Origin of the sequence: Vibrio cincinnatiensis (assembly GCF_022113815.1) — a bacterium.
In the GTDB taxonomy this organism is placed as follows: domain Bacteria; phylum Pseudomonadota; class Gammaproteobacteria; order Enterobacterales; family Vibrionaceae; genus Vibrio; species Vibrio cincinnatiensis_A.
The window spans coordinates 307,123-321,436 of the sequence record NZ_SGOM01000004.1 but is presented as its reverse complement, the minus strand read 5'-3'; the positions used below and the strand labels follow the sequence as shown (position 1 = coordinate 321,436).

At 43.6% G+C, this 14,314-nt stretch carries 11 protein-coding genes and 1 pseudogene; 6 read left to right on the top strand and 6 right to left on the bottom strand.

Going from position 1 to position 14,314, the window contains the following annotated elements:
- Positions 1–235: 235 nt before the first annotated feature.
- The 4 genes from treC to gmhB all read right to left on the bottom strand — a co-directional run bounded on the left by treC (position 236) and on the right by gmhB (position 5,221).
- Positions 236–1,921, bottom strand: coding sequence for an alpha,alpha-phosphotrehalase (gene treC, locus EXA13_RS07785; RefSeq protein ID WP_238132664.1), 1,686 nt, complete (start codon positions 1,919–1,921; stop codon positions 236–238).
- A 65-nt stretch (positions 1,922–1,986) separates the two neighbouring features.
- Positions 1,987–3,414, bottom strand: a complete 1,428-nt coding sequence (treB, locus tag EXA13_RS07780) for a PTS trehalose transporter subunit IIBC (protein ID WP_238132663.1) — start codon at positions 3,412–3,414, stop codon at positions 1,987–1,989.
- Between the two features lie 281 nt (positions 3,415–3,695).
- Positions 3,696–4,649: a trehalose operon repressor TreR gene (gene treR, locus EXA13_RS07775; RefSeq protein ID WP_238132662.1), complete on the bottom strand. Its 954-nt coding sequence runs from the start codon at positions 4,647–4,649 to the stop codon at positions 3,696–3,698.
- A 14-nt stretch (positions 4,650–4,663) separates the two neighbouring features.
- Positions 4,664–5,221, bottom strand: a complete 558-nt coding sequence (gene gmhB / locus EXA13_RS07770; protein ID WP_238132661.1) for a D-glycero-beta-D-manno-heptose 1,7-bisphosphate 7-phosphatase — start codon at positions 5,219–5,221, stop codon at positions 4,664–4,666.
- A gap of 226 nt (positions 5,222–5,447) precedes the next feature.
- Between gmhB and metN the strand changes: the two genes are divergently transcribed.
- The 3 genes from metN to EXA13_RS07755 are packed head-to-tail and all read left to right on the top strand — an operon-like array spanning position 5,448 to position 7,993.
- Complete coding sequence (gene metN / locus EXA13_RS07765; protein WP_238132660.1) at positions 5,448–6,482, top strand: methionine ABC transporter ATP-binding protein MetN; 1,035 nt, start codon at positions 5,448–5,450, stop codon at positions 6,480–6,482.
- A complete protein-coding gene (locus EXA13_RS07760) occupies positions 6,472–7,149 on the top strand; it encodes a methionine ABC transporter permease (protein WP_238132659.1) in 678 nt (225 codons plus the stop codon). Before metN ends, EXA13_RS07760 begins: the two co-directional genes overlap by 11 nt.
- A gap of 34 nt (positions 7,150–7,183) precedes the next feature.
- Positions 7,184–7,993 (top strand): MetQ/NlpA family lipoprotein, encoded by an 810-nt coding sequence (locus tag EXA13_RS07755; protein WP_238132658.1) that lies wholly within the window; start codon positions 7,184–7,186, stop codon positions 7,991–7,993.
- Positions 7,994–8,103: 110 nt separating this feature from the next.
- Here EXA13_RS07755 and EXA13_RS07750 read toward each other — a convergent pair whose 3' ends face one another.
- Positions 8,104–8,883, bottom strand: coding sequence for a Zn-ribbon-containing protein (locus tag EXA13_RS07750; RefSeq protein WP_238132657.1), 780 nt, complete (start codon positions 8,881–8,883; stop codon positions 8,104–8,106).
- Positions 8,884–8,888: 5 nt separating this feature from the next.
- Positions 8,889–9,434, bottom strand: coding sequence for a SecY-interacting protein (gene syd / locus EXA13_RS07745; protein ID WP_238132656.1), 546 nt, complete (start codon positions 9,432–9,434; stop codon positions 8,889–8,891).
- Between the two features lie 97 nt (positions 9,435–9,531).
- Between syd and queF the strand changes: the two genes are divergently transcribed.
- The 3 genes and pseudogenes from queF to EXA13_RS07730 all read left to right on the top strand — a co-directional run bounded on the left by queF (position 9,532) and on the right by EXA13_RS07730 (position 14,300).
- Positions 9,532–10,377, top strand: coding sequence for an NADPH-dependent 7-cyano-7-deazaguanine reductase QueF (queF, locus tag EXA13_RS07740; protein ID WP_238132680.1), 846 nt, complete (start codon positions 9,532–9,534; stop codon positions 10,375–10,377).
- A 16-nt stretch (positions 10,378–10,393) separates the two neighbouring features.
- Positions 10,394–12,664 (top strand): tetratricopeptide repeat protein, encoded by a 2,271-nt coding sequence (locus EXA13_RS07735; RefSeq protein ID WP_238132655.1) that lies wholly within the window; start codon positions 10,394–10,396, stop codon positions 12,662–12,664.
- A gap of 210 nt (positions 12,665–12,874) precedes the next feature.
- Positions 12,875–14,300: pseudogene (locus EXA13_RS07730) on the top strand (GGDEF domain-containing protein).
- Positions 14,301–14,314: the final 14 nt, after the last annotated feature.

The following is a 14,314-nucleotide window of genomic DNA, read 5'->3' as shown; positions in this document are numbered from 1 at the left end:
CCCGAGTGGCTAAAGGGAGCAGACTGTAAATCTGCCGGCTCCGCCTTCGATGGTTCGAATCCGTCCCCCTCCACCATCTATAAAAAGCCTGCTCAATGAGCAGGCTTTTTTGTGTTCATCTATTTTTAGCTGTCTTCCCTACTCCACAGCGGCTTTACCTATAAATAAAAAAGGCTCCAAGTCAATTCCCCCTTGAAGCCAAACCATTGAATCCACTTTTAGACTCAATCAGGATTTAATGATCAATCAAAATGATCCGAGTTTCATAAGGACGAAGAATTTGATGCACGGCAACTCTTTGCTCTGCTGGCTGAGGATAATTTCCCAGCAAATAACGCGCTTTTTCTAGCGCAATCCCTTCGGGTAAAACACACTCTTCTTCCTGTCCGTAGAAATTATTGAGGCAGAACAAGGTCTGTTTATCGCTCTTTCTTTGATAAGCAAAAATAGCTGGATGATCCGGTAAAAGGTCGAGGTAATTTCCCAGTGTGATCACAGGAACGGTTTTGCGTAACGCAATTAAGCTTTGGTAAAAATAAAAGACCGAATTTTTATCCGCTAAGGCTTGCTCAGCATTTACCTTCGAGTAATTTTCCGCCACAGCCAACCAAGGTTCTGCTTGGCTAAATCCAGCATACAAAGAACCATCCCATTGCATGGGTGTCCGTGAATTGTCTCGGGATTTATCGGCTAAAATAGCCAACATGTCTGCTTTACTCACACCTTTTTGGTTCACCATGATCTGATACATATTGGTGCTTTCGACATCCCGATATTGCTCAATAGAGGTATAACCCGGATTAGTCATACCAAGCTCTTCTCCTTGATAAACATACGGAGTCCCTTGCATCATATGTATCGATGCTGCCAGCATTTTGGCCGATTCCACTCGATATTGCAGATCATTGCCAAATCGACTGACTACTCGAGGTTGATCATGGTTACACCAAAATAAAGCGCCCCACCCTTGACCATTAAGCCCAGTTTGCCAATGATTAAAAATCTGTTTAAGTTGCAAAAAATCAAACGGTGCTTGGGCCCATTTTTCACCATTGGGATAATCCACTTTTAAATGATGAAAATTAAACACCATCGACAATTCTTTGCCATCCAATGCCGAGTATTGCTGGCAATGTTCTAATGTGGTTGAGGACATTTCCCCCACAGTCACACTGCCGTAACGTTGAAAAACATCACGACTGATTTCTTGTAAATATTCATGAACTCTTGGACCATCGGTATAAAAACGGCGACCATCTCCTTGTTCGTCATTAGGGAAGTCTTGCTGTTTGGAAATAAGGTTAATGACATCTAACCGAAAACCATCCACCCCTTTTTGAGCCCAAAAATGAATAATCTCCTTCACTTCTTGACGAACTTTGGGGTTTTCCCAGTTTAAATCGGCCTGTTCTTTTGCAAAAAGGTGCAAATAGTATTCATGGGTTTGTTCGTCCAAGGCCCAAGCACTGCCACCAAACTTAGACTGCCAATTATTGGGAACTTGGCCATCAACCGGAGCTTGCCAAATATAATAATCTCGGTAAGGGCTAGCTTTATCGCCGATGGCAGACTGAAACCAAGCATGATCTGTTGAGGTGTGGTTAACCACAATATCCATGATGATGCGAATACTACGTTGATGGGCTTCATCGAGCAGTTGCTCAAAGTCTTCCATAGACCCAAAATCTGGATTAATGGCATAATAATCAGCGATATCATACCCATTATCGACCATCGGCGAAGGATAAATGGGGGTCAACCAAATAGCTTCAATTCCCAATCGCTTCAAATAGTCCAGCTTCCCAATAATACCTTGTAGGTCACCGGTTCCTTTCGCCCCACTGTCACAAAAACTTTTCGGATAAATCTGGTAAATGGTGGCCGTTTTCCACCATTCATGATCTTTATTTACTGTCGTCATCTGCTCTCTACTCACTCACCGAAAATGGAGAAAAAGAGTGGTAATCCACCACTCTAAAAATAGGTTTATTCAGCGCTCATTGTCGCCAGTTCACCTTTTGTCTGGGCACGTTTGTACATCAATAATGTCAATGCCGCAGGAACAGCAATCGCAATCAACATCGCCAATAAATAAGTAACCCAATACTGAGGTTGGATAGAAAGAATGCCCGGAAGCCCTCCCACACCAATCCCATTTGCCATCACACCAGCACTGCCACAAATAGCCGCGGCTAAGGCACTACCGATCATTGCACTCAGCATTGGAAACTTATACTTCAAGTTAATACCGTACATTGCAGGCTCTGTTACCCCAAGGTAAGCCGAAATAGCCGCAGGAATAGAAATGTCCCGCTCACCCTGCTTTTTACTGATAATAATGATACCCACAACCGCAGACGCCTGCGCAATATTGGATAACGCAATGAGTGGCCAGATAGGCGTTCCCCCCAGCTCTTGCATCAATTGTAAATCGACCGCATTGGTCGTGTGGTGAATCCCAGTGATAACTAATGGCGCGTATAAGAAACCAAATACCATAGAGCCAAGTACTGCAAAATCTCCCGTCATCGCTGCTTTTGCAGCATAAGCAACCCCATCACCAATGATTCGTCCAAATGGACCAATAAAGGCATGGGCTAGAATCACTGCTAGAATGATGGAAATAAAGGGAACCACCACAAGATAGAGATAAGAAGGAATAATGCGCTTTAAATTGGTTTCGATAAAAGCCAGCACGACACCCGCTAAAATAGCGGGAATCACCTGAGCTTGATACCCGACTTTCTCAATCGCAAACCAGCCAAAGTCCCACACTTCTGGAACCTGAGTACCAATTAAGTAAGCGTTCATCAGTTGAGGGGAAACTAAGGTCACCCCAAGAGTAATCCCAAGAATCGGTGTTCCTCCCAGTTTTTTAACCGTAGACCAACACACACCAACAGGAAGGAAGAAGAAAATGGCTTCACCAATTAGCCATAGAAAAGCATGTACACTGGCCCAAAACTGGCTAATTTCAGTCAAGGTTTGCCCGTCGAACATTTTGATGTCGCCAATCACATTGCGGAAGCCAAGAATAAGCCCGCCAGTGATGATCGCCGGTAACAAAGGGACAAAAATTTCAGCTAAATGGGAAATCCCGCGTTCCAGTACATTCATATTTTGCCGAGCCGCAAGTTTTGCCTCATCTTTGGATGCTTCAGATTTTCCCGTTAATGCCAATAAAACTTTATAAACCTCATCAACGTCGGTCCCAATCACAACCTGAAACTGCCCTGCATTAGTAAAACACCCCTTAACCATGCTCAGTGTTTCAATCTGTTTGATATCCGCTTTCTCAGTATCATTCAATACAAAACGTAAACGTGTTAAGCAGTGACTGACACTGGCAATATTCTCGTTACCACCAACCAGCTCAATCAGACGAATAACGTCTTGTTTCGCTATCTTAGTCATATCCCATCCACCCTGTTTGGTTTTCCATTTATCATAGTTGATCTTCTTATGGGAACAATCCCAATTAGATAAAGAGATATTGGCATATTCGATATTAATACAAAATGGGAACAGTCCCATTAATTGAAAGCGATCACGAACTGCTCAATATTTAGACGAGAAAAGTGAGATCTCACACTGGTTTTGCTAGGCAGAGAATGACAAGAAAGAGGGCTTGCATAGCGCAAAGACTAGAAGTAAGGAGAAGACGAGCAATGAATAGGTAAAAACGTGCTCGCCGATTATAAACTGGATGCAGGTTGTTGAGTGAGATGAACACAGTCAAGGCTTTCACTTGAGAGTTGATGAATCAATAGCTGGGCCGCTTGTTCACCGGCTTGATGATAACCAGGATCAACACTGTATACATTCGGAAAGAGGAAAGAAAGCAGCTCATTCCCCCCCACGCCTGTCACAGCAATATCCTCGCGTTGTCGCTCTTGTAAACGTTTGATAACGCCTAACGCCAAAGTATCACTGGCACACACAATCGCTTGTGTCTCTTCCTGCAAAACATGATCAACCAATTGATAAGCACTCTCATGGTGAAGTGCTCCTGTTTGATAGTTGGGTTCTTGTCCATTGGCTTCACACCAATCTAAATATGCCTGTAAACGCATCAAACCTGTCGTCTTATCTTGCGGATTAACACCAATAAAAGCAATTTGTGATCGCTGCTTTTGCTGTAAGTAGCGCAAAGCTTGATTGATAATGCCTCGGTTATCGTAATTAATCGATGAGACAAATTCACAATCCATAGCAACAAGTACGGCTCGATTTTTCCAATCCGCTAATGCTGATACGTCCATATCGGTAAAACCAAAAACAATGACCCCATCCACATTGCGCTTTGCCAGCACATTCAGGTGAGCCTGCGTTTTCTCCCGATCAAACTGGCTCTCCATAATCACCACATCATACCCATGCTGATAAAGCACTTGCAGCATACGGCTGACAGCTCGGTTTTCCGATGGTGAATCCAGACGAGAAATAATAACGCCAATCACTTTTTGGCTCCCGCCACGCATAGATTGTGCGGATTTGGATGGTACATAGCCAGATTCAGCAATGACTTGCTCAACCCGCGCACGAGTTTCTGGCCTTACTTTGGGATCATTAGTCAGCACACGTGATACCGTAGACTTTCCCACACCAGAAAGTTTTGCAATATCAAGGATGGTCAGCTTTTTACTCATCGTTGCTCAACAACCTATGGTAAAGAGCGAAGATAAGCGGGGACATTGGCTATGCTATCAAGCACAGCATTGGCTAAAACTTCACCTTGATCGGTTATCGGTTTTCCTGTTCGTACTAGAATTTTATGCCCCACGCCTGCGGCCTCTGCAGCCATCATATCTTCGGCTTTATCACCGACCATCACTGAGTTTGCCATATCAATGTTCAAAAAATCACGAGCAGAAATAAACATGCCAGGTTTCGGTTTACGACAATCACACACCTGCTTATAGTCACCGATCCCTTGTTCGGCATGATGTGGACAGTAGTAAACACCATCAAATTCCACCCCATTATCCACAAAATTCCAATCCATCCATTGAGTCAGAGAAAGGAATCGATCTTCACTAAACAGACCTCGCGCAATCCCAGACTGATTGGTGACCAGCACCAATAAATAGCCCATTTCTTTTAATTGTTTGGTTGCTTCAAAAACACCATCAATGAAATGGAAGTCGTGCTCATCATGCACGTAACCCGTGTCGAGGTTGATCACCCCATCACGGTCTAAAAACACAGCGGGTTTGGCCAAAATATTGCTCTCTAATGACGTATTTTTCCAAGAATTATACTCAACTAACGCTAATATGCTAGGTTGAAAGACCAATGGTAGAATGGACTAACGACTTCGCCGACTCACCTGATGAGCATGAGGGACAATAGTCATTTAGCCATCTAGACGTAAAAATATCTATTGACTTAAAAGAACATAACTCATAGCATCAATCGACAAGTGAGAAAGAACGCGGCATGGTTTTATGATTCAAATTAATCAAGTAAATAAGGTGTTCTACCAAGGTAATAAAGAGATACATGCCTTGAAGGAGATTAACCTCAATATTGCACAAGGTACCATCTTTGGTGTTATCGGCTCATCAGGAGCAGGGAAAAGTACGCTCATACGCTGCGTAAATATGTTAGAAAAGCCGACCAGTGGTCGAGTTATTGTTGATGGGGTCGATTTAACCACTCTAAGCCACAAACAGCTGTGCCAAGCAAGACGCAATATTGGGATGATTTTCCAGCACTTTAATCTACTTTCTTCTCGTACTGTATTTGAAAATATCGCATTGCCCCTTGAACTTGCGGGTCATACCTCTGCGCATATCACAACCAAAGTAACCGAACTTTTGGCGTTAGTAGGCCTATCGGATAAACGAGATTCCTACCCCGCTAACTTAAGTGGCGGTCAAAAGCAACGCGTTGCGATTGCTCGTGCTTTAGCCTCTGATCCTAAAGTTCTACTTTGTGATGAGGCAACCAGCGCATTAGATCCGGCCACCACGCAATCTATCCTTGAATTACTCAAAGAAATTAACCGTAAATTACACATCACCATTTTGCTTATCACTCATGAAATGGATGTAGTTAAAAGTATTTGTCATGAAGTTGCGATTATCGGTGATGGACAATTGGTGGAAAAAGGCAGCGTTGGAGAAATTTTTGCTCATCCGAAGACGACACTGGCTCATCAGTTTATCCGCTCAACGTTGGATCTCTCCATTCCAGATGATTACCAAGTTCGCTTACAACCTGAGCGTACGGTTGGCAGCTACCCATTAGTTCGCCTTGAATTTACAGGCGCAACCGTCGATGCACCGTTGATGTCACAGATTGCTCGCAAATTTAATATTGATGTCAGCATCCTAAGTTCCGATCTCGATTACGCGGGAGGCGTGAAATTTGGCATGATGGTGGCAGAAATTTTTGGTGATGAGCAAAATGATACCGCTGCTATTCAATATCTACGAGACAACAATGTAAAAGTCGAGGTGCTCGGTTATGTCCTTTAATACCATTACAAATTGGCTGAGCTTTAACAGCGACTTATTATTAACCGCAACTTGGCAAACGATATACATGGTCGCAGTGGCCGGCATTGTGGGTTTCGCCATAGGGATCCCGCTTGGTGTTATTCTGCATATTACGAAAAAAGGTGGCCTGCTAGAAAACTCCCGCTTCAATAAAATATTGGGGGCGATCGTTAACATTGGCCGCTCCGTTCCCTTTTTAGTATTAATGGTTGCGATTATCCCGGTCACAAAAATGCTGGTCGGTACCTTCATTGGGACAACCGCCGCGATTGTTCCTTTAACCATTGGTGCTATCCCTTTTGTCGCCCGATTGATCGAAGGGGCGTTAATCGAAGTCCCCAGTGGTTTGGTGGAAGCGGCCCAATCGATGGGAGCAACCCCCATGCAGATCATCAGCAAAGTCTTACTGCCTGAAGCCATGCCAACCATTTTAAATTCAGTAACGATTACTTTAGTCACGCTGGTGAGCTATTCTGCTATGGCAGGCACTGTTGGTGGTGGTGGTTTAGGGGATGTGGCGATTCGCTACGGATTCCACCGTTATGATGTCACGATCATGGCCGTGACCGTCGTCATGCTGATCGTTTTAGTACAAGTCATTCAATCTATCGGTGATTTTTTAGTGCGCCGAGTGGATCACAAATAAGTAAAAGTATCGTTTTATAACAAGGAGAATAGATATGAAGTTGAGTTTAAAAGGGTTACTAGCGATCACTGCCGCTGCATCGGCTCTGATTTTATCAGGCTGCGGAGAAAAAAGCGCGGATGTCAATAGCGTTAAAGTTGGGGTAATTGCGGGAGCCGAAGCTCAAGTCGCAGAAGTGGCAGCTAAAATTGCTAAAGAGAAATACAACCTTAATGTCGAATTGGTCACCTTTACCGACTACGTAACCCCAAATGCTGCGTTGGATGATGGTTCTATTGATGCGAATGCTTTTCAGCACAAACCTTATCTAGAAAAACAGATGGCAGATCGTGGCTATAAGTTAGCCATTGTTGGCAACACCTTTGTTTATCCTATCGCTGGCTACTCAAAAGAAATTAAAAGTGTTGATGAGATTAAACAAGGCGCACGCATTGCGGTACCGAATGACCCAACCAATCTCGGTCGATCTCTCCTACTGCTTGAGCAACAAGGGTTAATTACTCTACGTGAGAATGTTGGCCTATTAGCTACCGTTCGTGACATCACCGAAAATCCGAACGATCTTCGCATTATGGAACTGGATGCAGCGCAACTGCCTCGTTCACTGGATGATGTAACACTGGCTATCATCAATACCACTTACGCCAGCTCTATCAACTTGACCCCTGAAAAAGATGGTATTTTTGTCGAAGACAAAGAGTCTCCTTATGTGAATTTACTGGTGGCTCGTCAAGACAACATCAATGCTGAAAACGTGCAGAACTTCCTAAAAGCGTACCAAACCGACGAAGTAGCAGAAGCCGCTTCAACCATTTTCCATGGCGGTTCAGTTAAAGGCTGGTAAGTTAAAACACGACTAATATAGATATAGTAAGGAGATAAAACCCATCTGAGTTTTATCTCCTTTTATCTATTTCATCGCCCTATTTACGCGATGAACCCCCCGGCCAGACGTTAGTTTTTCAGATGGTCCCACGAAATATTTGACACGATACGACATTGTTCACACTTAAAATGGAAGATCTCATGCAAAGGTTCGCTGAGTAACCAAGCTCCACCACACTTAGGGCAGGGGCGCGCTTTTTCAGAGGCCAAACTCGTTCCCCCTACTCGGTATTGGTAGTAGTACGTCGGAATTTTCGTTAAATACTCAATTCTCCCTCGTAAATCCCAACCGCGACGAAATAAATCGCTGCCGATTTCACACAACTCATATAATGCGGCATGCTCTGCTTTACAGCCTCCTGCCATCTGAATTTCATCACATGCTTGCCATTCCGTCTGCCACTTAATCACTGCTTTATGATCGCCATTAAATGTCGCCGGATTACGATATAAAGGAATGGGTAATAAGGTTTCCCCACTGCGTAGTGGTGAACAAGTATGCACATAAGTGGTATAAAGCACTTGCCAAGTAGGCGGTGTAGTATCCGCCGCTTGCTCAGAATTAATATCTCGCCCCAATAAACGGATTTTCGGTGCCAATAAGCTCGCCTCAGATAAGCGCGCTAAGCTGCTTTTAACAAAGTCTGAATGGTACTTAGGATGCAAGCTATCTTTCTCAGGGCATACCGCACGCAAGAAAAATTCACCTTCCCCTAATACCAGAGGGAACTCCCGGCCAAGGACTTGACCATTAAAACGCAGCGCTTCCATTAATCCATTAACCGCTTTATCCACCGCGCTGATGGTTGTGTTGTCAAAGCACTCAAATTCCAGTTCCACCACATACATAAAAACTACACCACGGGTTCAAGTTGATCTAAAAAGTCGGCCACATCCGCACACAATACTTCTCGTTGTGAACGTCCTAACGTTTCCCGAATAACATTTCCTGTTAGGTTACAGATTGAAATGACCACCATGTCATCATCTGTTGTCGCAATAAAAACGGTCGGTTTTTGCTTGAGGCGTCGCTGCATCACCAGATGGCCAAGCATATTTTCTTGAAGCCTAACGTAGTCATCCTCATTCCAGACTTGTAGCAAGGTTAATGCTACATCACGCCATCTCGCTGGCATATCTGCACAATATTGAGAGCCATAGAAAGGGGCGATGTCAGGATGAAGCGTTAACTCAATCCCTTGTTCAACCGCTTGCAAAGAGGCGACACTATCCCGTTGATAAGCTCGCCAGTACACGTTCTCCCCCTCTTGCTTTTGAATACACAGCGAAGGTAAGCCCACGAAAGCATCACTACAGGGTAAACTTTGATGCTGTTGTTGGTAGGCGTCACAATAACGTTGCGTAAAAGATAATAAGGCAGGGGCGACTAAATGAGCCATGACGTTCTCCATTACGAAGCAAACCACAGACGGCCAGTGACACCAGCGGTCATATTGCGTAAAATTCCTGATATTCTAATCGAATTGACGGCAAATGATGAGCAAATATTCTGAGGCAAAAGAACTAGCAGGGCTAACGCTAGGGAAAAAAACCGACTATACCCACCAATACGATCCCCGTTTATTGCAGCCTGTACCTCGTCGTTTAAATCGAGAACAACTCAACCTTGGTGAATCATTACCCTTTACCGGTTGCGACACTTGGACCTTATATGAGCTTTCTTGGCTAAACGAAAAAGGGCTCCCACAAGTGGCGATTGGAGAAGTAAACATTCCCGCAACCAGTACGAATTTAATTGAGTCAAAATCTTTTAAGCTCTACCTCAATAGCTTGAATCAAACCCAATTTGACTCTTGGCTGGCCGTGCATGAGTGCTTAACTCACGATCTCTCCCTGTGCGCAGGCGAAGCGGTAAGCGTGCAGTTGTTCCCTCTAGCTCATTATACTCATCAACCCATCGCCAACATGCAAGGGGAATGCATTGATGAGCAAGACATTACAATCACCGATTATCAATTTAACGCTGACTTATTGCGTCAAGCGACCCGTGACGTGATTGTCGAAGAAACACTGCATAGCCATCTACTCAAATCTAATTGTTTAATCACCAATCAACCCGATTGGGGAAGCGTAGAGATCACGTATCGAGGACCACAAATACACAGAGAAGCCTTATTGCGTTATCTTGTTTCATTCCGTGAACACAATGAGTTCCATGAGCAATGTGTCGAACGAATCTTCACCGATATTCATCGCTATTGCCACCCTGAGCATCTCACGGTTCTAGCTCGTTATACTCGCCGTGGCGGTTTGGATATCAATCCATTCCGATCGACTCATCATGCCGCCCCAGCTCATCATTTACGCATGGCTCGTCAGTAAAAGGAATCAGTTCAGGATGCAATTTTTCCGTTGGATGTCTCGCTGTTTGATTACATTACTCCTTTGTCTACCAACTTGGGGTCAGGCCGCGGTTTACTCTTCTCCGATGCTAAATGAAGCCTATAGCTTGATCGATATATCGCCGATGCAAGCAAAAGAGTTAGCGCAAGAATATCTACAGCAACGTAAATTGGCCGATAAAACGGAGAAAAACCCATCCAGCATTAGCCGAGATGAAACCGATAGTCGAATTCGAACACCGAGCAGCAGTATTGATGCGATAAAAATCTTAGCCAGTGCCGAGTTTCGACTTGGGCATAGTGATACGGCTTTTCAGCAATTGGCGCATGCCAAGCAGCTCGCCATTCAATATCAATTGCCCTATTTAGAATTGGATGTGGATATATTAACGGTTCGCTTGCACTGGCGTTTTGATGGCGATGCCAGCACTGCCCGCAAACAATTGCGTGATATTACCGCCCGATATGAAGCCTTAAAAGAGAGTAGCCGACTTACTAAAGATATTGATTATCAAACCACCATGTTAAGGGCTGAGATTGCTTCTCAGGCCAATGATATTCAACTAGCGAACCGGCTATTTCTTGAAGTAAAACCGTATATTGAGTCGTTAACGGCGCAAAAACCGATGATTGATTATCATATTATCGTAGGCGAGCACTACCTAAGACATGAGTTGTATAACCTGGCTTTATCCGATCTGCTCGTCGCTTATTGGAAAGCGATTGAAATTGATGCTAGTGCTCAACTGGCAAAAACCAACACATTACTCGCACAACTTTTCTATGAGCGTAGAGTCTTCGATAAAACCTTAATACACCTCTCTCAAGCTGCTGAATTTTACGGTAATTATGAAAAATCCCCCATATTGGCTGCGGTATTAAAACGGATGGGAGATGTCTATTACCAACAAGGCAAATACAATTTAGCCTTGGTTCATTATTTCAATGCCATTGACCATGAAAATAGTGAGCTCAACATCACCAGTGTGATTGAGGTTCGATTAAACTTAGCGGCAACCTATTTGCAGTTGTACAACTACCCATTGGCCGAGCAGTATTTGCTTTTAGCTGAAGAGTTACTGCAATCGCACCCTATACCAAAACTTCAAGGCCAAGCCGCATTGCTCAACGCAGGGCTCGCCTACTCACAAAAAGACAGTCAACGGGTCATTCAATACGCTCAACAAGCTCTGCAGTTAGCCCAATCATTGAGTGATTTAACTACCGAAGAACAAGCTTATCGATTACTTTCATTAGGTTATGAGCAAAAAGGGCAATACGCTAACGCTTTGGATAGCATTAAACAGAGCAATACAATTACACAAATTCGCCAAAATAAACTCAATCAAATCAGTGAAGATGCTTTTCGTCGGCAAAAAGAGTTTGCCGAACAAGCATTACATTTAGTGGGGCAAGAGAAAGCTTTATTAGCCACTCAGCGGGAATACAATAAATTTCAAAAAATTGCTTTTTCGTTGTTTGTCACCAGCATCATTTTATTTCTATTTTTGATGCGCCGAGGCTACATCATCCAACGCCAACAAGATGAAATTGATGAACTCAACAACAATTTATTTACCCACTCTCGCTCACGGCTTCCTAATTTACGGATGCTTAATACCAAACTGCTTTCTTCGTTGCAGCGCAGTAGCCATAATTATGAACAATGGCACATTGGGGAACTGATTCATGAACCTCTCAATGATCGCTTACGCTTTGTGATGATCGACCTTCCCTTCCTGCGTAATATGTATCTACAACATGGTTATAGTGCCGGAGTGGAAATGGAACATGCTTTTGGCGCTTTTTTAAAAACCAACTTAGCAGACCCAACTCGTCTCTATCACTTCTCAGATGCAAACCTATTGTATATTGAACCCAATATCGATCGTGAACGGCCACCGGAAGTCCTATTTAATAAGATTCAAGCTTGGGTTGAACAATTTCAACCAGAACGTCCCCTGAATCGAACCATTCGGGTTGGCATTGCTGATTATCCATTCTTACCAAGAGCTTATACTGCGATTAACGACAAAGAGCTGCTAGATATCTTACTGATGGCAACCAGCGTAGCTCGTGAATTAAGCTTAAAAGATAAAACCAGCCATTGGGTCTATTTCAAAGCCATCGATAATGCGCCAGCTGCCAGCTTTGCCTCCAACAATATCCGCAAATGTTGTCAGCAAGCGATCAGTCAGGGCCTAATAAAAGTTCACTCTTCTTGTAAGAATGAGGAGAACATCAAAAAACTCTTAAAAGATGGGTAAATACTGTACGGTTAATGACTTAAGCTAGGTGACGCTAGAAAATTATTTGTTATTATCGACAAATAAGTAAATAGGATCAGGGTTACAACCTCATTCGTATGTTGTTGATGAGCGTTCTAGAGGTATCCAGTATCCATTAAGCCAGCGCAAGTCTATTGTCGCTTTGGATCAATACGTTTAGCTCAGGAAAATATGGGATTAACATAAAAGATGATTTCATCTTTCATCTCCCAACATAGAGAACGGCTTTGTTCTGGTTCACAAGAACAAAGCTCTGCTCTCAACCAACGAATACAGGTTTTTCACTCTCCCTCGTTTAGCTGTACTGGAGCGCATGTTGAAACCAAACTCGTTAGCAACGGAAGAACAGACTCACCATCTGGATGCACAAATTAAACATAGCCGTGATATTTTGCTACACATTCCTGGGATACCCGTAAAAATCAAACGCGATCTTCGAGAACTGTTTAGCCAACCCAGCGCTCAGTCACTGTCTAAAACCGCACAAGCCATCCATCTGCTTAGCCTCTATGAACGAGCGGTAAAAATTCTCACTCATAACTCACACACCACCAGTCATGAATTACCATCTACGGCCGATCACGCCTTACTCGCTGAACTAAACCATGAATTACAAAACCTGATCACCGAGCTAGATTTTGAAGGTGAGTCGGGAGATTTGCTGTCGGATATTCGAACCAAGCTCTTACTGGGTGTGAATACCCAAACTCTATTAGAACTGGCGCTTCAAGTGTTAAAGCTGGTGATTGATGGGACACAATATGAGCGAAAAAGCTCAGAAAAATTCTTAGAGCAAGTCAACGCTTCATTAGCAAAAAACTTAAAAAGTACCGGGCAAAACCTACAGCAAAGCCTTCAATACCAAACTCATCGCCAAGAGATGAACCAAGAATTACATCAGTTGGTGGCTCGTGGACATCATGAATTAAAGAAGGTAGAGTCGAGCACAGCAACCGAAGCACTTGATGCTGTTTTAAATGATATGACATCATTATCTGAGCGCCTTGAACAAGCTCAACAACGTGAGCAAGCGCTAATTGAACGTATGCATTACACCCAACATCAAATGGAAGCGCTGTTTGAACTGACGCAAGACTACCGACGTCGCTTGGAAGACCAAGCTCAACGAATGCTGCAAGATCCATTAACGAAAGTGTACAATCGTACCGCCTTTAATGACCACCTAGAGCTGGAATATCGACGCTGGATTCGCTCTCAACATCCCTTACGCGTAGTCGTTTTCGATATTGATAAATTTAAAAGTATCAATGAAAGCTTTGGTTATTTAGCGGGTGACAAAGCCTTAAAAATCATCGCACGAACCATCCATAAAGAGTTAAATAAAACGGACACTTTAGCCCGTTTTGCTGGGGAAGAGTTTATTCTTCTCCTCCCCGAGCGCAGTGACAATGAATGCCACCAACTTGTCCAGCAAATACAGCGCAACATTGCCCGTTTACCATTCAAATTCCGAGATAAAAACATTACGATAACTCTCAGTGGTGCCACTACTGCATTTAAAGAATCCGATACCCCTGAGATTGTTCTCGATCGTCTTTATCGTGCTTTGCAAGAAGTAAAAAAATACGGCCCTAACCAATTGGCGTGGAAATAAGCCATTCGGTGTTT

Bases quoted from the DNA above. Each gene is read 5' to 3' on its own strand.
- treR (WP_238132662.1), bottom strand. From the start codon at position 4,649: ATGAGTAAAAAGCTGACCATCCTTGATATTGCAAAACTTTCTGGTGTG.
- EXA13_RS07750 (WP_238132657.1), bottom strand. From the start codon at position 8,883: ATGTATGTGGTGGAACTGGAATTTGAGTGCTTTGACAACACAACCATC.
- metN (WP_238132660.1), top strand. From the start codon at position 5,448: ATGATTCAAATTAATCAAGTAAATAAGGTGTTCTACCAAGGTAATAAA.
- syd (WP_238132656.1), bottom strand. From the start codon at position 9,434: ATGGCTCATTTAGTCGCCCCTGCCTTATTATCTTTTACGCAACGTTAT.
- treB (WP_238132663.1), bottom strand. From the start codon at position 3,414: ATGACTAAGATAGCGAAACAAGACGTTATTCGTCTGATTGAGCTGGTT.
- EXA13_RS07735 (WP_238132655.1), top strand. From the start codon at position 10,394: ATGCAATTTTTCCGTTGGATGTCTCGCTGTTTGATTACATTACTCCTT.
- treC (WP_238132664.1), bottom strand. From the start codon at position 1,921: ATGACGACAGTAAATAAAGATCATGAATGGTGGAAAACGGCCACCATT.
- EXA13_RS07760 (WP_238132659.1), top strand. From the start codon at position 6,472: ATGTCCTTTAATACCATTACAAATTGGCTGAGCTTTAACAGCGACTTA.
- queF (WP_238132680.1), top strand. From the start codon at position 9,532: ATGAGCAAATATTCTGAGGCAAAAGAACTAGCAGGGCTAACGCTAGGG.
- EXA13_RS07755 (WP_238132658.1), top strand. From the start codon at position 7,184: ATGAAGTTGAGTTTAAAAGGGTTACTAGCGATCACTGCCGCTGCATCG.